Annotated in this window: 15 protein-coding genes and 1 pseudogene; 11 read left to right on the forward strand and 5 right to left on the reverse strand. The window is 36.6% G+C overall.

Annotation, left to right across the window (positions count from 1 at the left end):
* Window positions 1–519 precede the first annotated feature (519 nt).
* A complete protein-coding gene (locus FLP_RS05345; protein ID WP_065448488.1) occupies window positions 520–1,479 on the reverse strand; it encodes a helix-turn-helix transcriptional regulator in 960 nt (319 codons plus the stop codon).
* Window positions 1,480–1,578: 99 nt separating this feature from the next.
* On the opposite strand from FLP_RS05345, the gene FLP_RS05350 reads away from it, so the two are divergent.
* The 4 genes from FLP_RS05350 to FLP_RS05365 all read left to right on the forward strand — a co-directional run bounded on the left by FLP_RS05350 (window position 1,579) and on the right by FLP_RS05365 (window position 5,081).
* On the forward strand, window positions 1,579–2,877 hold the full coding sequence (locus tag FLP_RS05350) for an amidohydrolase family protein (protein WP_065448530.1): 1,299 nt from the start codon (window positions 1,579–1,581) through the stop codon (window positions 2,875–2,877).
* Window positions 2,878–3,038: 161 nt separating this feature from the next.
* Window positions 3,039–3,446 (forward strand): cupin domain-containing protein, encoded by a 408-nt coding sequence (locus FLP_RS05355; protein WP_065448489.1) that lies wholly within the window; start codon window positions 3,039–3,041, stop codon window positions 3,444–3,446.
* A gap of 136 nt (window positions 3,447–3,582) precedes the next feature.
* Window positions 3,583–4,500 (forward strand): alpha/beta fold hydrolase, encoded by a 918-nt coding sequence (locus tag FLP_RS05360; RefSeq protein WP_083195800.1) that lies wholly within the window; start codon window positions 3,583–3,585, stop codon window positions 4,498–4,500.
* Between the two features lie 68 nt (window positions 4,501–4,568).
* Window positions 4,569–5,081 carry a RidA family protein gene (locus tag FLP_RS05365; protein WP_065448490.1) on the forward strand — a complete coding sequence of 171 codons (513 nt, stop codon included), beginning with the start codon at window positions 4,569–4,571 and terminating at the stop codon, window positions 5,079–5,081.
* Between the two features lie 351 nt (window positions 5,082–5,432).
* On the opposite strand, the gene FLP_RS05370 is transcribed toward FLP_RS05365, so the two are convergent.
* Window positions 5,433–6,392 carry an aldo/keto reductase gene (locus FLP_RS05370; RefSeq protein ID WP_065448491.1) on the reverse strand — a complete coding sequence of 320 codons (960 nt, stop codon included), beginning with the start codon at window positions 6,390–6,392 and terminating at the stop codon, window positions 5,433–5,435.
* A 118-nt stretch (window positions 6,393–6,510) separates the two neighbouring features.
* Between FLP_RS05370 and FLP_RS05375 the strand changes: the two genes are divergently transcribed.
* The 3 genes from FLP_RS05375 to FLP_RS05385 all read left to right on the forward strand — a co-directional run bounded on the left by FLP_RS05375 (window position 6,511) and on the right by FLP_RS05385 (window position 8,415).
* Window positions 6,511–6,867: a winged helix-turn-helix transcriptional regulator gene (locus FLP_RS05375; RefSeq protein ID WP_065448492.1), complete on the forward strand. Its 357-nt coding sequence runs from the start codon at window positions 6,511–6,513 to the stop codon at window positions 6,865–6,867.
* A 37-nt stretch (window positions 6,868–6,904) separates the two neighbouring features.
* Window positions 6,905–7,762 carry an AraC family transcriptional regulator gene (locus FLP_RS05380; RefSeq protein WP_065448493.1) on the forward strand — a complete coding sequence of 286 codons (858 nt, stop codon included), beginning with the start codon at window positions 6,905–6,907 and terminating at the stop codon, window positions 7,760–7,762.
* A gap of 158 nt (window positions 7,763–7,920) precedes the next feature.
* Window positions 7,921–8,415 carry a hypothetical protein gene (locus tag FLP_RS05385; RefSeq protein WP_065448494.1) on the forward strand — a complete coding sequence of 165 codons (495 nt, stop codon included), beginning with the start codon at window positions 7,921–7,923 and terminating at the stop codon, window positions 8,413–8,415.
* A 255-nt stretch (window positions 8,416–8,670) separates the two neighbouring features.
* Here the strand turns inward: FLP_RS05385 and FLP_RS05390 are convergent, their stop codons facing one another.
* Window positions 8,671–10,662 (reverse strand): ATP-binding protein, encoded by a 1,992-nt coding sequence (locus FLP_RS05390; protein WP_065448495.1) that lies wholly within the window; start codon window positions 10,660–10,662, stop codon window positions 8,671–8,673.
* A gap of 452 nt (window positions 10,663–11,114) precedes the next feature.
* On the opposite strand from FLP_RS05390, the gene FLP_RS05395 reads away from it, so the two are divergent.
* Window positions 11,115–11,648, forward strand: coding sequence for a response regulator (locus tag FLP_RS05395; RefSeq protein WP_083195801.1), 534 nt, complete (start codon window positions 11,115–11,117; stop codon window positions 11,646–11,648).
* A 444-nt stretch (window positions 11,649–12,092) separates the two neighbouring features.
* Here FLP_RS05395 and FLP_RS25730 read toward each other — a convergent pair whose 3' ends face one another.
* Complete coding sequence (locus FLP_RS25730) at window positions 12,093–12,404, reverse strand: hypothetical protein (RefSeq protein ID WP_065448496.1); 312 nt, start codon at window positions 12,402–12,404, stop codon at window positions 12,093–12,095.
* 749 nt (window positions 12,405–13,153) lie between these two features.
* On the opposite strand from FLP_RS25730, the pseudogene FLP_RS25095 reads away from it, so the two are divergent.
* The 3 genes and pseudogenes from FLP_RS25095 to FLP_RS05415 all read left to right on the forward strand — a co-directional run.
* Window positions 13,154–13,494, forward strand: a pseudogene (locus FLP_RS25095) (OmpA family protein); the annotation flags it as partial.
* Between the two features lie 121 nt (window positions 13,495–13,615).
* Complete coding sequence (locus tag FLP_RS25825; protein WP_065448498.1) at window positions 13,616–16,324, forward strand: hypothetical protein; 2,709 nt, start codon at window positions 13,616–13,618, stop codon at window positions 16,322–16,324.
* 40 nt (window positions 16,325–16,364) lie between these two features.
* Complete coding sequence (locus FLP_RS05415; protein WP_065448499.1) at window positions 16,365–17,612, forward strand: T9SS type B sorting domain-containing protein; 1,248 nt, start codon at window positions 16,365–16,367, stop codon at window positions 17,610–17,612.
* A 494-nt stretch (window positions 17,613–18,106) separates the two neighbouring features.
* Here the strand turns inward: FLP_RS05415 and mnmE are convergent, their stop codons facing one another.
* A complete protein-coding gene (gene mnmE, locus FLP_RS05420) occupies window positions 18,107–19,507 on the reverse strand; it encodes a tRNA uridine-5-carboxymethylaminomethyl(34) synthesis GTPase MnmE (RefSeq protein ID WP_065448500.1) in 1,401 nt (466 codons plus the stop codon).
* Window positions 19,508–19,547 lie beyond the last annotated feature (40 nt).

Consider the following 19,547-nt stretch of genomic DNA (forward strand, 5'->3'; position numbering starts at 1 on the left):
AAAGTAAATAAAAATACTACAATATTAAAAAAGACTTTACTTTTATTGTCATGATTAATTATTTAGATTAACAATCATGTTTTTTACCCATATATTTTCAATGTTAAGTTTAAATTCTTTGTTGAAAGTTCATCTATGTTGATTTTCGATTTCGTCCTGATTATAATATTTTAGATGGTTATGTTCTTCCACTTGATCTAATAAAATTATATAGTATAATAATGAATTTAGTACTCGGGCCATAATTTTGAAACCAAGTAAATATTGGGTGGTTAATTGCTGCATCGGAGAGATGCAGATTCGAACTTAAACATTTTAGACTTTGATTTTAGGATATTTAGTCTTTACAAAATGGCTTGTGCCCCGATTGTGTGACAAAACTAAACGGGTGAAATATCTTTAAAAACCGCCTTAACTTTTTGTGGTAGAAAAGGTATCAACTTCATTTTTCGTTATTCGCTCATACCTTTTTCGTTAGTATTTTAATTGCTTTTTAAGTTGCGATTTGCTCTTTAAATTCTATTTGATTTTTTGGAAGGATTTTGGCTTGGTTCCGATATGTTGTTCAAAAACTTTAGCAAAATGACTTAAATTAGAAAATCCCAGACTAAAACCAACTTGTGAAACAGACATTTCGTTTTCTTTTAGCAATCGGGCAGCTTCTTTCATTCTAAATTTTTGGTAATAACTAAAAAAACTGTCTCCAAATATTTGTTTAAATAACCTTTTAAACTTTGATTCGCTCATTCCTATTTGAGAAGCAAGATCTTTAATAATCGGAGGTTCACTAATTTCAGTTAAAATTTGATCTCTCACTTTATAAATTTTTTGAACATCGATTTGGTTCAGGGCGTGCGTGGTAGGATTTTCTCTTTTAAAAAGCTCTTTTAAAGTGAGATATATTAATTCTTCGGCTTTAATTTTAAAGAAAAAATCACTCAAAGAATCCCGAATTTCAGCTTGAATAATTTCCAAAGCTACTTGTTGAATTTTTGGAGAAATTACCTCTTCAAAAAGAATGGATTGTTCACTATCAATAATATTTTTAAAAATTTCATTATCGATATGTAATCCTAAAGTTTTGGCTAATTTATCTGAATCAATTCCAATAAAAATAGAATTGAATTTGGTTCTGCCGGGATAAAATGTTTCAATATTTAGTTTTCCTTTAAAAATTTGAATCGAAGGCAAATCTTCTCTTGAATATTTATTTTTTGAATTAGCATCCGGAAAAATATTATTAAAAGAAAACAGTATTCTATTTAATGTATTTTGACTTCCAAATCTCTTGGCAAGCAGATTATCATTAAACTCATAAAAACTTACAAGCATATTTATTGAATTGTCTAATCTAAATCCCATCAAATATCCTTTGCCTTTAGTTTCGGGTATTACTAATATTCCATTTTTTACTTCGGTACCTAATAAATCAGCAAAACCAGCTAAAAAACCGAATTCCTTTCTAACATTTAATTCCATTTATTTTGACCTTTTAGAGCTTTTTTTGTGTCAAATGTAGCTATTTTAACCCTTATTGATTAGATAATTTTGCCAAAAGATAATTTAAAAAACTACAAAATGACTACTACTAAAAGTAAAGCCATTATAAACGCGAATGTTTTTGATGGTAAAAATGTGATTGGTAAAAAAAACGTTGTTTTTATTGACGGTGTAATTATTTCTGTTTCTAATGAATTGCCACATGATATAGATGAGGTGATCGATGGAACGGGATGTACTCTTCTTCCGGGTTTAATAGATGCTCATGTTCATACGTCAGTTGAATTTTTAAAAGATGCATTAAAATTTGGTATAACAACCGAGTTAGAAATGATGGGAGGTTTTACCAAAAAGGGACGTGATACGCAATTAAAAGGAATCACTGATGCTGCTGATGTTCGTTCTGCGGGAATGGGTCTGACAGCTCCCGGGGGTCATCCTGACGAACTGATTCCTAAAGGGAATGGAATCCCTGAATTTGTATTAAAAGAAATGGAGAAAATGAGCGAAGAAGAAAAGGCTGTATTTATAGCTGCTCACCAGGCCCAGAAAGAAGAAGAGGAATTAAGTCCCGATGTTACTTCACTTGAAGGAGCGATAGATTTTGTGAATCGTCAGGTAAATAATGGTGCAGATTATTTCAAAATAATGATTGAGGAAGGAACCGTAATGAATGCACCGGGTTTGCCTGTTATTGAAACTCACGTATTAAAAGCAGCAATAGAAGAAGCCCATAAATTAGGTAAAATTGCCATAGCGCACGTTTTAACAGCCGAAGCAGCAAAAACAGCAGTTGAAATTGGTGTAGATGGCCTGGCGCATTTATTTATCGATAGACCGGATTGGACGAAAGATCTTATCGAATCCATCGCCAGTAAAGGAATTTTCGTAACACCCTGTCTGGTATTGAATTCATCGATTATAGGAAATTCTGCCTGTCATGTTGCCCATGATGAAAGAGTTGAAAATAAATTAAATGAAGACTGGAAAATGACTATGTGTTCTTGTTTCAATACTTTTCCGGAAGGCAATATGGAAGATAACTTTAATAATGTGAAAGATTTACGAGATGCAGGCGTAGATATACTTGTAGGAACAGATGTATCAGTACCGATGCCCCATTTAGGCGGCCTTGCACATGGCGTGAGCGTTCATCATGAAATGCAGCTGTTGGTAGAAGCGGGATTAAGCCCAATTGAGGCATTAAGATCTGCGACATCAGTAACTTCCAAACGATTTAATTTATCAGACAGGGGATTAATTGCAGAAGGAATGAGAGCCGATTTACTATTAGTTAAAGGTGATCCAATTGTAAATATTTCAGATTCTCTGTCTATAGTGGGTATATGGAAAGAAGGGGAATCTTATCATAACTAGTCTCGCAGGATTTTATACTCCATAATACTGATAACTCCACTTTTGTCCACTTCATTACTCCGTTTGTCCGTTCGGGCTGTATTGTCATTTCAATACAAGGAATGCCTTGGTACTTTTGACAAGAAAATTAATAAATCAACAAATTAAATAAAACTAAAAACATGAAAACTTTAAATTTTGCATCGACCGCAGTTTCTGCCCTTAGCCTTTTAGCATTCATTTTTACAAGTACTGCTTCTGCACAACAATCAGGAATAAAACGGACTGATTTACAACGTTATGATCTTAGTGTTCCCGGATATGAAACGGTTCAGGCACGAATTGATTTTGAAGCTCATACCGCTTTTGGAAAGCATTCTCACCCGGGTGAGGAAGTTATTTATGTCCTTGATGGCGTATTAGAGTATGAAGTTGAAGGTCAGTCTCCTGTTACTTTAAAGGCTGGAGAAGTACTTTTTATTCCGGCAGGCGTAGTGCACTCTGCAAGAAATAACAGCCACGCAAAAGCTTCGGAACTGGCAACATATATAGTAGAAAAAGGAAAGCCAATTCTGGTAATGAAAAAATAAATTATAAATAAAATTTATAAATACTAAAAATTATTAATTTGATTTATGATTAAGAAAACCGCAATTTTGTCCTGTCAATAAGAAATGACAGAAATAAAAATCAAAATTTTAAAATAACAATTAAAACACAAAAGAAATGAAAACCAATTTAAAAACAATCGTAACAACAAGCTTCGCCATTTTTTTATTAGCAGTAACAACTGCATTCTCTCAAAGCCAAAGAAAACCTGCAAGCCTTGGAAGAGAAGAGTATATTGAAGTAGAAAAAAATGTAAAATTGCATGTTACTGATTTAGGAGAAGGAAAACCAGTAGTACTAATTCACGGATGGCCATTGAGTGATGCCATGTACGAGTACCAATATGCAGAACTTATCCAGAAAGGATACCGCGTTATCGGAATTACCTTAAGAGGTTTTGGATTATCAGACAAACCGGGTGGGGCATATAACTATGATGTTTATGCAGATGATATTAAAGTGATTCTGGACAAACTTAAAATTGAAGGAGCAACAATCGGCGGATTCTCTATGGGAGGCGCAACAGTGATTCATTATGTAGCCAAATACAATGCAGCCCACGTTTCAAAACTGGCATTGTTTGGTGCAGCAGCTCCGTTATGGACTAAAAGAGCCGACTTTAATTATGGTTTTTGGACAAAAGAAGATGTAAACGGTCTTATTGCCCTTAATAATACTAACAGACCACAATTGTTTGAGAATTTTGGAAAAATTTTCCCGGCCAATGAAACAAGCGTATCTGCAGGACAAGGTGAATGGCTTGGAACTATTCAGGCACAGGCTTCTCCATATGCAATGGCAGAATCTATGAAAGCGCTTCGTGATACTGATTTAAGAGAAGATTTGAAAAAAATCAAAATTCCAACTCTTATCCTTCACGGAACACAAGACAAAATATGTTCTTATGAATTGGCTGAGCAAATGCATAAATCAATTGCCAATTCAACTTTGGTTCCATTCGAGAAAAGCGGTCATGCCTTGTTTATTGAAGAGCTTCCGAAATTCAATGCCGAATTGATCAAATTCATAAAATAAATAAAAGCAAAATCAGGAAAGCTGTCTTTATATGATGGCTTTTCTTTTTTAATAAATAAAAATAAACAATGAAAAATATAACAACCTTTGTATTACTACTATTGAGTTTTAATTTGTTCGCACAAACTCCCGAGCAAAAAATAAAGCAGTTGGAAATTGAGTTGCCACAAATACCAGAATCGTTAGGAAGTTATCAGGATATGGTAAAAGTTGGAGATCTTGTATTCCTTTCGGGAAAAGGACCATTTAAAGCAGATGGTAAATATATTACAGGTAAAGTAGGGCAAGACTTAACTGCGAATGAAGGTTATCAGGCTGCCAGGTTATCGGCTATAAATCAGCTGGCGATACTTAAGCAGACTTTTGGAAGTCTTGACAAAATAAAAAGGATAATCAAAGTAAATGGTTATGTACATACTGCCGATTCCTTTACGGACCAATCAAAAGTAATGAATGGTTTTTCGGATTTATTAATTGAAGTATTTGGCGAGCAGGGCAGACATGCGCGTACTTCTGTTGGTGTATTTACACTTCCGCAAAATATGGCAGTTGAAGTAGAAATGATTGTTGAGATAAAATAACTGCTGAATTTCTAGTTTTCAAAAACACCATTTGCCACGATTCTGCCACAAAACTCAAAGTGTAGCTTTCTGTCCTTATTAATGATCTATGAATTTGTATCATATGTACTTTAGCATTTTATATTATTTATATTACGAAACTAATTTATGGAAGTATTATTTGTAACCTTATAAGCTTCTTTAAACAATCGTATTGGCATGTGACATCGAAGAGGATAACAGAGTAAATCTATATATTGCGATATTTTTTCTTATAAAAAAATCTTTACTATAGAATCAAACTTACCAATTTACATAATCAATTATAATGCGTAAATTCTTTTTTGATGGGTATTTTTACTTAGACACACACTAACTTCTCACACTTGCCAGAAGGTCATGAGGGTACCCCAAAGTAATAGCGCTCAATTGATCCAATTGTTGAATCTGTTCAGTTGTTAATTCTATTGAAGACGCTTTTATTCCGTCATAAAAATGATCAAGTGTACGAGCGCCTAATATTGGAAAAGCTCCTTTAGATTTTACCCAGCTAAAGGCTACTTGCCCGGGCGTTGCACCAATTTCTTGCGCAACGACAAAAAGCTGATCCAGAATTGTTTTTGTTTTCTCATCTTCCAGATAATCAGAATTGCTAAGCGTTATTCGTCCGGTTTCTCCTTTTCGGTATTTTCCGGTTAGTGTGCCGCCTGCCAAAGGCGAATACATCATCGTTCCTAATCCTAATTGTTCTGCCATTGGAATAAATTCACGATCTGGAGTACGCTGCAATAAATTATATTCGATTTGAACAGCAGTCAATTTGGTAGAAGCGGCTATGGCAGCTACTTTCCACGCAGGAAAATTAGTCAAGCCTGTATATAAAACCTTTCCGCTTTTAACTAAATCTTCCAGACCTCTACTAATTTCGTCAAGCGGTGTAACATCATCATCAAAATGTGGCATATAGATATCAATATAATCAGTCTTTAGGCGTTTCAAGCTTGATTCTACAGCTTGTCTCATTGCTTTGCGATGATTTCCAAAATTGCTGATTTTAGGGTTGGCTTCACTGCTTTGGGTATATTTTGTACAGATGATAAAATTATTGCGCTGATGTTCTATAAACCGACCTATTAGTTCTTCAGATTCTCCAAGCTGGTAACGATCAGAGGTATCTATAAAATTTCCGCCCGCATTCGCATAAGCAGTTAATATTTTATGAACTTCTTCGGGGTTTGTTCCGTGTCCTTTGCGCGTTCCAAAGCTAGCTGCACCCAATATAATCTCGCTTGAATATAAGCCCGTTCCTGTGCCGAATAATTTGTATTTCATGATATTTTTATTTTTGTAAAGCTACAAACCGCTTTTAAATCAATCAAGTACGGCTAAATTCAGCCGTATAAGATTTATCATTTTTATACTTTACCTTTGGCATTCAATTCAATTAATTATGTACAAAAAGAAGATTCCTGTAGACTTAAACTGTGGACTGCATTTGTTTATGGAAGTCATTCAGGGTAAGTGGAAAATCAGTCTGATCTGGTGTATTTACTCAGGCATAAAACGTCCAGGTGAACTTCAGCGCAAAATACCAAAAGCATCCAGAAGACTGCTCGATAATCAGTTAAATGAGCTTGTTAATCACGGCATTTTAACCAAAATCACTTTTAACGAACGCCCTTTAAAGGTCGAGTATAAATTGACTTCTTTAGGAAAATCACTTATTCCTGCAATTGAATTCACGGCACAATGGGGCGAAGATAACCGTGAAGAATTAGAAAAATTAATCGTTAAAACTCAACTCTGAAGGCAGCTTATAACAATAAAGAAGACATAAAAATATCATGGTAAACGATTATAAAAAACACGATCTATACGGCAAGACGCTGATTCAGAAAATTGAATTGACACCGCCGTTTAAATTTGATTTTCCGGTTACAGAACAGGCTTGTTTTTTATATGTGAAAGGAGGTGAGCTTGAATATCAGATCGATGACGAACAAATTAATATCGCTATGAATTATTCGTTATTGCTAAATTGTATAAATTCAGGAAAACAGATTTACAATTCAAGTTCAAAAAGTAATTGTGAAATTGTGATTGTGACCTTTTATCCGGAGATATTAAAAAAGATATACGACAGGGAACTTCCATTATTGCTCAGGAAACCAAAGAATATAATATCGAATAAATCAAGTGAAAAAATAAACAACGATTTTCTTATTCAGAAATACATCGAAGGATTATTGTTTTATTTTGAAAATCCTTCTTTGATCAACGAAGATATCCTGATTTTGAAAGTAAGAGAGATTATCCTTTTGCTGTCACAAACACAAAATGCAGAATCCATACAAGTAATATTATCACAGCTTTTTTCTCCCACAACTTACACTTTCAAACAAATAATTGAAGCAAATTTATTTTCAAAGCTCACAATTGAAGAACTCGCGCAACAAAATAATTTGAGTGTGTCATCATTCAAACGTGAATTTGCAAAATTATACAACGATACACCTGCCAATTATATTAAAGCTAGGAAGCTGGAGAAAGCCGCCGAATTGCTTCAGGTTTCGGATCAGCGTATTACTGAAATAGCGTTTGACTGCGGTTTTAATGATCTTGCAAATTTCACCAAAAGTTTTACCAGCAAATACAGTGTTAGTCCAACAAACTACCGACAGAAGCAGAATAACAAGCACTAATTATAAGTTCAGGTTTCTAATCATCCTTAAATAGTTATTTTAGGGATGCTTTTTTTATGAACTAAATTGCCAAATAATTGGACTAATTCACAAAATGAATCCCCTCGATCTATCGGAAGTTTGTACTGTATTATCAAACAAATTTAAATCAATATAAAATGGGATTATCAAGTTTAGGAATTTTTCATACTATCATTGGTGTTGCCGCAATTATAGCAGCATTAACAGGCTTTATCAAATACGGTAAAATCAATTTGAACGCATTATCCGGTAAAATCTATTTTTACGGAACAGTCGTTACCTCACTAACCTCATTGGGCATTTCAAAACATGGCGGGTTCAATCCCGGACATGTTTTTGCTGTTTTTATTATCATTCTGGCGTTAGCAGCTTATTTTCTGAATTCAAAAAAGAAAAACAGCGGGAGAGCACGTTATTTTGAAAATTTCTGGCTGTCGTTTAGTTTTTTCCTGTCTCTTGTTCCAACTGTTAATGAAACTTTTACCAGAGTTCCGGTAGGACATCCCTTAGCAAAGGACATAAAAGATCCGGTAATAGCGACTACACTTCTTGTTTTATTGGTACTTTTTACTGCAGGATCTATATATCAGTTTAGAAGACAGAGCTTTATCAATTCGTCATTAGTGGCTTAACTTTACAGCTTCAGCTTGAAGAACAGCTTATGTGTTGATTAACTTTTTCGAACTGGTAGTTCTTTCTAAGTTGGACACTTTTTACCTTAGGGAAATGCAACTTACTGATCCGTTTAAGACATATTTAAAAAACCTCCAAATTTGAATTTTGGAGTTTTTTTATCAGAAATAGTTTTCTTTCAATCATTGCGGCCAAGAGGATTTTGCTGTCAGGTCTGCAAAACAAAGGTAAGCCTACATTGTAAATAGCATGAATTAAAAGTTCTTTGGCAGGTATACGTTAAATACGGCTCCATTTTCATTGCTTTGCAGGGCATCAATCTCACCATGATGGTTCTGGATAATTTTCTTGCACATTGCCAGCCCGATTCCTGTGCCTGCAAATTCACTTTTTCTGTGCAATTTTTGAAATATATCAAAAATTTTCTGGGTGTCTTCGGGTTTCATGCCGATGCCATTATCGGTAAACTGAATTTTATAATAGGATATTCCTTCTTTTAGATTTACTGACCGGGCTTCCTCTGGGGAAGCAATAGTACAATGGATATGAATTTTAGGCTTTACGCCGGGGCGTATAAATTTTAAGGCATTGCCTATGAGATTAAAAAACAGCTGGGACATCTGAAGTGGTATGCCTTTGATGACCGGCAGCGTGTTCCATGTGACTTCAGCCCCTGTGCGCTCCATGAGCAAATCATAATCTTCAAGCGCATTTTTGGCGGTATCTTCAAGATTGACTGCAACAAAGGACTCATCGTCTTTTGGCAGGGCAGAGTAGGCGAGTACATCGCGGATAAGTTTGCCCATACGAGCAGTGGCATCTTTTATTTTATCTATGTAGCCTAGTGTTTTTGGGTCAAGATGCTCTGTGATTTTGCCCTCGAGAAGCTGCACAAAAGTGCTGATTTTGCGAAGCGGTTCCTGCAGGTCATGGGAAGCTATGTAGGCAAACTGTTCGAGTTCCTCATTGGAATGTATGAGTTGCACGTTGGTCTGTTCCAATTCTTCATTTGTAGCCCTTAATTCCTCAATAACAGCGGCAATCTCTTCGGTACGCTGCTGTATCTGGTTTTCCAGCTCCATCTGCAGTTCCATCTGGATGGTAATATCCTGTGCGGTTCCGTTCATGCGTACCGGGTTCCCCTCGGGATCAAAAACAGTTTTTCCCTGGGCATGCAATATTCTTTTCTTTCCGGTTGTGGGATGGATCACCGTATAGATTTCATCATAGACTCCTCCTGATTCCGGATTCAGTGCCCATGCCACGGCATTTGCAACCCTTTGCTGGTCTTCCTCCAGCAGTATCGGTATAACTTCATTATAGTCCTGTGCGGCAGGGTCATAACCAAACCATTCGATCAGGCGGTCGGAATATGTAAGACCGTTTGACGCCACATCAATGCTCCATGTACCGAGCTGTGCAAGTTCAACAGCACCTCTCATGTTTTGTTCGGCCTCTGCCAGCTTGTTGCTGGCCACTACCTCTTCTGTTACATCAATTGCAGTGCAAATGACACCATAGATCTTACCTTTCGCATCGTATAGCGGTTTGTATGTGTAATCATAATAACCGTAATAAGGTAAGCCATTTTGGATGAACATGATCCGGGAGGCCGTTTGGGAATGAATTTCTCCTGTATTTAAAACATTGCTATAGGCCCCGAACAAATGCGTCTCCCTAAGCTCGGGTACTGCTTCCATGATGGGCAAGCCGATAATGGAATCACCCTTGCCGAATATTTCCAGCATTTTCTCATTGGCTGCGCGCAGAACCATATCAGGTCCTGTGTAAACCAATTTAGCCACAGGAGAATTATAAAAAACGGTATTCGCAAATTTTTCGCTTTCTTCTACTTTTTGCCTTTGTATGACCTGCGTGGTATTATCCATTGCCCATACTGCCACTTTTTTTACCTGCCCGGCTGTATCTTTTAAGGGGGCGTATACTAAAGTCATATAAACAGTTTCTTCCTTACCGTGCCTGATCACCTTGCGTTGGGCTTCACTGGCAGTGTAAGGATTCCCGTCAGAAATAACATCCGCCAGGGCGCTTTCATAGTATGGGCGCGCTTCAGGAAAAGCATCCCAGTAAAAATGACCAAGGATTGCTTCGCGCGGTTTTCCGGCCACGGCTATAAAGCTGTCGTTTAAAATTTCAACAACCTGTGTCCGGGCATCCAGGACGCAGATGCCGACAGGGGCATTCATCACTAATAAATAAAGTTCCTGTTGGTTTTCGATATTCATATGATTAGATTAAATAAGGACACGTAAGATTTTTTTTTTCGGTATTTTTAAGACTTAACTAAAAATTTTATTACATAGAATTAAACCAAATTAATCAATTATCAGGAGTTTAAAAAATGTTTATTTAAAATATAATTTATTGTTGTACTAATTTTATCAAATGAGTCAATGTCGGGTAAAAAGCGAAAATTAAACTTACAAGAAATGGCCGTTGTTTTTATATATAGTACTTTTATTTGTCCGCTGTCATGTGTATTTGGCCACAGGTTTTCCATAAGCTTTTCAACCACCTTTTTGACGTTTTTTAACACTTTAAAAAAGGTTTAATCTCTCTTTTATGTAACTTTTAATTAATAATATACAGCTTATTACTTCAATAATCTACTAAGCTATTATAGAGTGTAACATTGTTAGGTTGCGGAAATTTTTTTTTAGGTAATTAAATAGTACTTTTGGAAATTGTAAAACCACCTGATATGATAAGTTCTGAAAATTCTGCCCCAACTAATAAAGATTTACAAGGAAAAGAGCCGATAAAAATTATATTGGCTGAAGATGATAAGGATGATCAGGAATTATTTATGGAAGCGCTTAATGCAACAAAAGTCCCTTCTGAAGTTATTACGGTAGGAAATGGCGAGGAATTAGTGAGCACCCTTAAAGATCCTGCTGAACCAAAACCTGATATTGTTTTTATAGACATAAATATGCCCGTAAAAGGAGGCAAGCAGGCATTGGAAGAAATCAAGAGCGATGAAAAACTTAAGGAAATTCCTGCCGTTATGCTCTCCACTTCCAATCATCCCAATGAAATTGAAGAGACTTTTAATAAGGGAGCAAACCTCTTTGTGCAAAAACCTAGTTCTTTTAGCGGTTTTATTCTCATTTTAAAAAAAGTATTCATTCTCCATTGGACAAAAGCTTTGGTAAATCCCGTTAAAAATATATTTTTTGTTTCTGAAAAGAATATATCGCAGCAGGATTAAATAATAGTATTTCTCTCTTGTGCAAGACCACACTTGCACTAATTACAAGGTACTGACAACTGTTTTTATAAGCCTTTTTGAGATTTAGGGCAATAGTAGTACCTTAGCCATATACAAAAAAATCTCGACCAATGGAACCCCGCGCAGTATATCAGACTATCAGCGTTTAATGATATGATCCACGACACGATAAGTTCGCGTTTTGAAGGACAGCGTTTCTATGTACTGGCCGATATCACCAATCATTCCTATAAGACAGATAAAAAGATCCATTATTTTGAGCTGGTGGAAAAAGCGCAGAACGGTAACGCGATTATAGCCAGGATGATGGCCAAATAATGGGGAGGTGGAGCGGTTCGTATTGAGGAGTTTGAAAAAAATACCGGACAAACCTTTACCAACAACCTGCATGTTCTGGTTCTGGTGAGCGTGGATTATCATCCCTTATACGGTTTGTCTGTGAGTGTGCTGGATATCGACAGCAATTTTATGCTGGGAATACTCGAACAGCAGCGAAATGCCATCTTGGAGCGTCTGGTAAAAGAAAATGTTATATCCTAAAAGAAGGTGATGGTTACTCCACTTATAACAGCCGGCTTCAGCTTCCTGAGGTAATCCAGAGAGTAGCTGTAATCTCTTCGAGCAGTTCGGCCCGAAACCGGGATCGGCCACCAGAAAAATGTCAGTATCGCGGCCCTGCTGGCCCATACCCATACCAAAACACCCACCAAGGCGGCGAAATTTATCATTGCCCATAACCGCCGTTTTGAGCTTGGGATACTCTCGCTAGCAAAATATTGCAATAAAAGCACAACAGCTTTTTAGTGAGGAATTGTTTTATCGAGTACAGGATGTTCTTGACAGTAAAGCACTGACATTTAGGCCGAAAATTAAGACTATTGAGAATTTTTCTTTGAGAGGTTTTTTTCTTTGTCCAAAGTGCGGTCAGAAGTTAACAGGAAGTAAATGTAAAGGACTGATTGAGATTTATTACTAAAGATTACAGTAACATACGTTGGTTTAGATATTGAAAATATATTCTTTATTGAAAAGATTAGTAGCAGAGCTCCGCATTTTCGAACATTACGGTTTTACAAGTATTGAATTGCTAATTCAAAATTCTATAAGCTATGATTATAACATAAACTAAAAGGTATGCAATTAAAACAACTACTGTGGTAAATTATTAAATATTGTTTCATTTTAAAATTTCATTGTTTCATTTTACAAAATGGAACGTTAAATTTCTTACAAGAAAGCAATTTTTCTTACAATTAAATTAATTTTGTGGAACTGAAATAAACTTAGAATTCTTTTTATTTCTTTATCTGCACATTTCTCGATAGATTCTGCAATCTGCCTCTACAATACTTTTTTACTCGCCATTTGCTTTAAAGTTTTTTTAAGTGATCTATGCCGTAGCTTTCTTAATTTTTGTTGAATAGTAAAGTTGATTACCCACTGTATAAATAGCAAAATCAAAAACTATAAATCAATTATGAAATATGATTTATTTTGATTTGGATAAATCTAACATTAGGACAGAAGTGGGAGCTATTGATTTAGAAAATATAGTAGTTGTATTAAACGAAAATCCAACAATGAAACTTGCCATTCGTTCGCATACATATGGTAGGGCAACCTTCAAATATAATCAGGCTTTATCGAACAGAAGAACAAAATCAACAATATAATGGCTGGTTAAAAATGGAATCAACCCAAACGATTAATCGGCAATGGATATGGTGAAACTTAGCTTGTAAACAAATGTGCTGATTGTATACCGTGTGCAGAAGATGAACATCAGGAAAACACACGAAGCGAATTTATTATTACTGATTTGTAATAAATACAGTCCTGCTATAACAGTAAAACAATTAATCAAATCAATCACATATAAACATAGATTTTTTATCCTTTAAAATTTTACAGACAGATGCGTTAATTTTTAATCAAAAAGTAAAGCCATGGAGTTAAAAAAAAGAATTTTAGTAATTTTTTCCATAATGGGATTTTGTGCGGTTTCTCATTCGCAAGTAGGAGTAGGAACCTTATCTCCGGCAAATTCAGCACAACTGGATATAACTTCAGCAAATAAAGGAATGCTTATACCAAGAATATCCCTGACAGGAACAACAAATCAAAATCCCGTTACAGGGTCTATAATAAACAGTTTGTTAGTTTACAATACAGCGACTGTAAATGATGTGAGCCCTGGTTTTTATTATTGGGAAATAGATAAGTGGGTCAGAATTATGGCGCAGAGTGATCCCGAAATATTAACTTCATTAAATTACGATGTAGTGAATAATCGGTTAATATATCTGGATGAAAAAGGAATTACTAATGTATTGCAACTTAAAGGACAGGTAGGTCCTGAGGGGCCTCAAGGGCCTATTGGATTGACGGGAGCAACAGGACCTCAGGGACCACAGGGAATTCCTGGTAGCGATGGAGCGGCAGGACCGCAGGGGCCAATTGGACTAACGGGTGAAGCAGGTCCTCAGGGAATTCCCGGAAATGATGGAGTCACAGGACCTCAGGGGCCAATCGGATCGACTGGAGCAACTGGGCCTCAGGGACCAATTGGACTAACCGGCGCACTAGGTCCACAAGGTATCCCGGGGAACGACGGGGCAATTGGCCCTCAGGGTCCTCAGGGAATTCCAGGAAATGATGGCGCCACAGGACCTCAGGGGTCAATCGGATTGACCGGTGCAATAGGTCCACAAGGTATCCCGGGGAACGACGGTGCAATTGGCCCTCAGGGTCCACAAGGACTTCCAGGAAATGATGGCGCAATAGGACCAGCAGGGCCACAAGGACCGATAGGCTTAACGGGACCAGCAGGTCCACAGGGAATTCCAGGAAATGATGGAGCCACAGGACCTCAGGGGCCAATCGGATTGACCGGCGCAATAGGTCCACAAGGTATCCCGGGGAACGACGGGGCAACTGGCCCTCAGGGTCCTCAGGGAATTCCAGGAAATGATGGCGCAATAGGACCAGCAGGTCCACAAGGACCGATAGGCTTAGCGGGACCAGCAGGTCCTCAGGGAATTCCAGGAAATGATGGAGCCGCAGGCCCAATAGGACCACAAGGGGGTATCGGTTTAATTATTAATGGTACAAATACAACTGTAGCAGGTTCTGGAACTCAGGTCGATCCTTATCAAATCAATACACCGTTTCCGGCGACAACTGTATCTAATACCTCTTTGAATAATACTTTAGGTACCACTGTAAATGGTGTGGTAAGTTCAGGCGTCCCGATTATTAATACAAATGAAACTAGTTTAACTGGAGCAAGTCTTACGACCACTGTAAATGGAGTAGCTAGTACAGCTTTGGATTTGACTCCGGCCATTACAAGTGCAACAAGTGTTTCTAATGCATCAACGGCAAATACTTCAACTGTAACGGTAAATGGCGTTGTAAGTTCAGGCGCCCCAATTGTAAATACCAACGAAACTTCTATCATAGGAACTAATTTGATAACTAGCGTAAATAATGTGGCCAGCACTCCTTTAGATTTGACACCATTACTTCGTTTCGGAACTACAAATTATTTAGAAACTATAAATGGAAATCTTTTATCAATTGTAAATGGAGTTCCATCAATACCAACTTCAGTATTAATTAGCGCCATCAACGGTCTTAATTCGACAGACGGAAAGGTAGGTTTAGGAGGTACGCTTAACACTTCAACGGTAATAAGTACTTCTGCGATTAATACATTGGCTATTGCAGGATTGCAAACTGGTGGAATTTCAGATAATATTCTGGTTGTAAATTCAAGTGGAGTTTTACGAACAATATCGCCAACTTCTATAGGAGCGATTACCTCAGTTTCAAATAACTCTCAGGATAATAATTTAAGTACCACTGTAAATGGTGTTACGGGTGCCGATGTAAACATTATCAACTCAAATAGTTTAGATTTAGTAAACGGATCACAATTGGTTTCGAATGTGAACGGCGTTCCCTCACAGCCTGTGCCTGTTTTGATAAAGGCCGTTAATGGACTTACTTCTGATCCATTTCAAGGTGGAGTAGTAGAATTAGGAGGCCCTTTGGATCATCAGACAGAAATAATGACAAATGGTCAGCCATTTATGATTTCAGGACTTCCTCCTGGTTTACCAACAGATAATATAATAGTTACCGATCCGGGCGGGATGTTAAGAACAGTGCCACGTACTACAGCCTTTTCGGCTAAAACTCCAATTACAATAGGAGCAACAGTTGCAGCGCCAAATAAAGCTACAACACGCGAAGATGATTTTATACGTTATCGTGAACTTGGTAATAATGAAGTTGAAGTAGATTTTTTATATTCGGCAATAGACCCTAGTGGAGCAAATACTGGGAGCGGTAATTATTTGTTTACATTGCCTGCTGGCCTTACATTTGATTCAAATGAAAATCCTATTTATGGCGGTCCTGTACAGTATGATCAAACGTATCCTGAAGTGAGATATTTCCTGCGTACCGGTAAGCTTATTAGTGGTAGTGTTGATGGTTATGGTGTCGCCGAAGGACATATCGTACCTTATAGCCCAACTCAGTTCCGAATATTAATCACTGAGGCTACAGGAGCTATCGGTGATGGTTATTTATCATTAAATAACCCTTATATAACCATTGGGGGAAGATTTGTATTTGTAAGACAATAATTTATTCGTTAAAAGCGATTTTTAATCCAATACATAGATTATGAATAATAATACTCTAACTTATATTGCAAGTATTGCAGTTCTTTTTTCGATCTGCGGAGGTCATGCCCAGCTTGTGAATCAGGGAGCGCTAAAAGTAAATGAGGCAACACTGGTATCTGTATTTTTTGATTATAAAAATACGGCAGACGGAAATTTCGTCAATGATGGTGAAGTTCACATTTTTGAAAACTGGGCTAATGACGGTATTGTATCTTATAGTAATACTGCAGATGGAAAAACCTTTTTTACAGGTACAACCGAGCAAATTATCGAAGGCTTAAAACAGTCCGATTTTCAAAATATAATATTTGATAATAGAACATCAGCTATGCCTTTTCATTTGGCTTCGACCATTTCGGTTGGTAAACTTGCAGACTTAAAAAACGGAATTGTTAACGCAGCCGATTATGATGGGCTGGTCATTTTTAATGAAGGCGCTTTTCATAGCAATGTGGGAAGTAAAAGTTTTATAGACGGAAAAACGGAAAATAATATCGATGAACCTTTTGAATTTCCAGTGGGTGATGCATTTCATTACAGACCGGCATTCTATTCGTCCAATTCTTCTGAACGGACCATTTATACTTCTGAGTATTTATATAAAAACGCTACTTTACTTTATCCGCCTACCAATAAGGAGGAAAGTATCATAAGTATTAACGATGCAGAATATTGGGAGATCACACAAGATCAGGGAACGGAAAAGATAGTTTTGAGCCTTACCTTAAGTACTACTACGACTCCGGCCATTTTTTTTGATGAAGATCCGCAAACCCAGCTGGCAATAGTTCGCTGGGAAGCAACAGCTTCTAAATGGGTTAATGATGGAGGTGTGGCCAGTGGTCCAATTTCAGGCGAGGAATATACCCAATTAGTTACCTCACAGGTTGGAGGCTATGGAATTTTTACAATAGGTCTTATTAAAAAAGCTAATCCTGATAATGAACTCATAATTTTTAATGCAATTTCACCCAACGGTGATGATTTTAACGACAGCTTTCGAATCAAAGGAATAGATAAATATCCGGACAATACAGTCGAAATATACAACAGATGGGGAGTGAAAGTGTACGAGGCAAAATCCTATAACGAAAGTACTGTTATGTTTAAGGGATATTCAGACGGAAGAACTACAGTAAGTCGCAACGAAAAGCTGCCAGATGGAACTTATTTCTATATTTTAAATTATAATAATGGGGCGAGCTATGTTAAGAAAATTGGCTTTTTGTATGTAGATAACCAGTAGCTATGTCGCGAGCCAATCAAACTTCCCGCAAGTATTCTTTGTGGCTGATGACCATGAAGATGACAAGGCCTTCATTTAAAAGGCGATAATTGAGATTGATTCATCTGTTATTTTAAAAGAGGCACGGGAAGGCAGTGGAGCTTGGCGCCACTTTTCAAGTCAAATAGGAAATGGAAATTCATTTTTACAGAATTCACAGATTCGTGCAATTTTAATGTTTGTACTCATAGAAGTGTGACTTTAAGTGTCCCACTGTGACTATGTGTGTCTAGGCGTGCCATGATTTGGACAAAAAAAAAAATTTTTTGTACCTCGCGTTTTCCGAGGTACAAATAAGGTACAAATAAGGTACAAATAAGGTACAAATAAGGTACAAATTTATTCAAAACATCACATAATATCCAAAAGAAAAAGGAATTAAAAAACTAGTTAAAATATAGATAATCAATATTTTAACTAGTTAACTTGTTGTTGTTTTGCGTTATTTTGTCCTGCTATTTTCCGATACAGAAATTAGCAAATATATTCCCCAATAGTTCATCATTAGATACCTGACCTGTGATCAACCCAAATTGGTATAAAGCCTCACGAATATCTAGCGCAATCAGGTCACTTGAAAGATTGGTTTCAAGACCATATTTCACTTTTTGTATTTCATCTAAAGCTTTTAGTAAAGAATCATAATGTCTTGTATTTGTAACAATTGTTTCGTTGTTGCGAAGTGCACCTGTATTTACAAAAGAAAGTAATTCATTCTTTAAATCATCAACACCAATTTTCTCTTTAGCTGAAATTAACAGCAGTTTTGCATTTAAATTTTCCAGCTTAGTTGTGATGTTTGACACTTCATCCGCAGATAATATATCTTTTTTATTTACGACAATTAATAAAGGTTTTAGCGGATATTTATTCTTGATTTGTTCAATTTCATAAACAAATTCAGAACTTGAAACCTGAAATTTTAAACCATCGAATAAATAAATCACAACTTGTGCCTGTTCAATTTTTTCAAAAGTTTTCTTTATTCCTATGCTTTCAACAATATCTTTAGTTTCACGTATTCCGGCCGTATCTATAAATCTAAAACCAATGCCGCCAATAACCAATTCATCTTCGATAGTATCACGGGTTGTTCCGGCAATGTCAGAAACTATAGCACGTTCTTCATTTAATAAAGCATTTAGTAAAGTCGATTTCCCCACATTTGGCTCACCAACAATGGCAACAGGAATTCCATTTTTAATTACGTTTCCAACCGCAAATGAATCAATTAAACGTTTTAAGACAAATTCAATTCGGTTTAATAATTCATGAAACTGCGTTCTGTCGGCAAATTCTACGTCTTCTTCTGCAAAATCCAATTCTAATTCGATCAAAGAAGCAAAGTTTAAAAGTTCCTCACGCAATTTAGCAATTTCATTACTAAAACCACCGCGCATTTGCTGCATGGCAATTTGGTGAGAAGCTTCATTATCTGACGAAATCAAGTCAGCAACTGCTTCTGCCTGCGATAAATCAAGTTTTCCGTTCAGGAAAGCCCTTAAAGTAAATTCACCTGCATCAGCCATACGACAGCCTTTTCGTAATAATAACTGAATAATTTGCTGTTGGATATAAGTAGACCCGTGGCAGGAAATTTCGATTGTATTTTCGCCCGTATAAGAGTTTGGTCCTTTAAAAACAGAAACCAATACTTCGTCAAGTATTTTTGAATCATCAACAATATGACCCAAGTGCAAAGTATGTGTTTTTTGTTTGGTTAAATCTTTGTTTTTGATGGATTTAAAAACCGAATTTCCGATGGCAATCGCCTCAGAACCCGAAATTCGAATTATAGCAATAGCCCCGGCTCCGGACGGAGTTGCTAATGCAACTATAGAATCTTGATTTATCATGCCGCAAAGGTATAAAAAAAGCGATAAAGTTGAGCCTTTA

This window comes from Flavobacterium piscis, assembly GCF_001686925.1.
In the GTDB taxonomy this organism is placed as follows: domain Bacteria; phylum Bacteroidota; class Bacteroidia; order Flavobacteriales; family Flavobacteriaceae; genus Flavobacterium; species Flavobacterium piscis.

Excerpts from the sequence above, each read along its gene's own strand:
- FLP_RS05345 (WP_065448488.1), bottom strand. The coding sequence starts at position 1,479 with ATGGAATTAAATGTTAGAAAGGAATTCGGTTTTTTAGCTGGTTTTGCT.
- FLP_RS05350 (WP_065448530.1), top strand. The coding sequence starts at position 1,579 with ATGACTACTACTAAAAGTAAAGCCATTATAAACGCGAATGTTTTTGAT.
- FLP_RS05355 (WP_065448489.1), top strand. The coding sequence starts at position 3,039 with ATGAAAACTTTAAATTTTGCATCGACCGCAGTTTCTGCCCTTAGCCTT.
- FLP_RS05360 (WP_083195800.1), top strand. The coding sequence starts at position 3,583 with ATGAAAACCAATTTAAAAACAATCGTAACAACAAGCTTCGCCATTTTT.
- FLP_RS05365 (WP_065448490.1), top strand. The coding sequence starts at position 4,569 with ATGAAAAATATAACAACCTTTGTATTACTACTATTGAGTTTTAATTTG.
- FLP_RS05370 (WP_065448491.1), bottom strand. The coding sequence starts at position 6,392 with ATGAAATACAAATTATTCGGCACAGGAACGGGCTTATATTCAAGCGAG.
- FLP_RS05375 (WP_065448492.1), top strand. The coding sequence starts at position 6,511 with ATGTACAAAAAGAAGATTCCTGTAGACTTAAACTGTGGACTGCATTTG.
- FLP_RS05380 (WP_065448493.1), top strand. The coding sequence starts at position 6,905 with ATGGTAAACGATTATAAAAAACACGATCTATACGGCAAGACGCTGATT.
- FLP_RS05385 (WP_065448494.1), top strand. The coding sequence starts at position 7,921 with ATGGGATTATCAAGTTTAGGAATTTTTCATACTATCATTGGTGTTGCC.
- FLP_RS05390 (WP_065448495.1), bottom strand. The coding sequence starts at position 10,662 with ATGAATATCGAAAACCAACAGGAACTTTATTTATTAGTGATGAATGCC.
- FLP_RS25730 (WP_065448496.1), bottom strand. The coding sequence starts at position 12,404 with ATGGGCAATGATAAATTTCGCCGCCTTGGTGGGTGTTTTGGTATGGGT.
- FLP_RS25825 (WP_065448498.1), top strand. The coding sequence starts at position 13,616 with ATGGAGTTAAAAAAAAGAATTTTAGTAATTTTTTCCATAATGGGATTT.
- FLP_RS05415 (WP_065448499.1), top strand. The coding sequence starts at position 16,365 with ATGAATAATAATACTCTAACTTATATTGCAAGTATTGCAGTTCTTTTT.
- mnmE (WP_065448500.1), bottom strand. The coding sequence starts at position 19,507 with ATGATAAATCAAGATTCTATAGTTGCATTAGCAACTCCGTCCGGAGCC.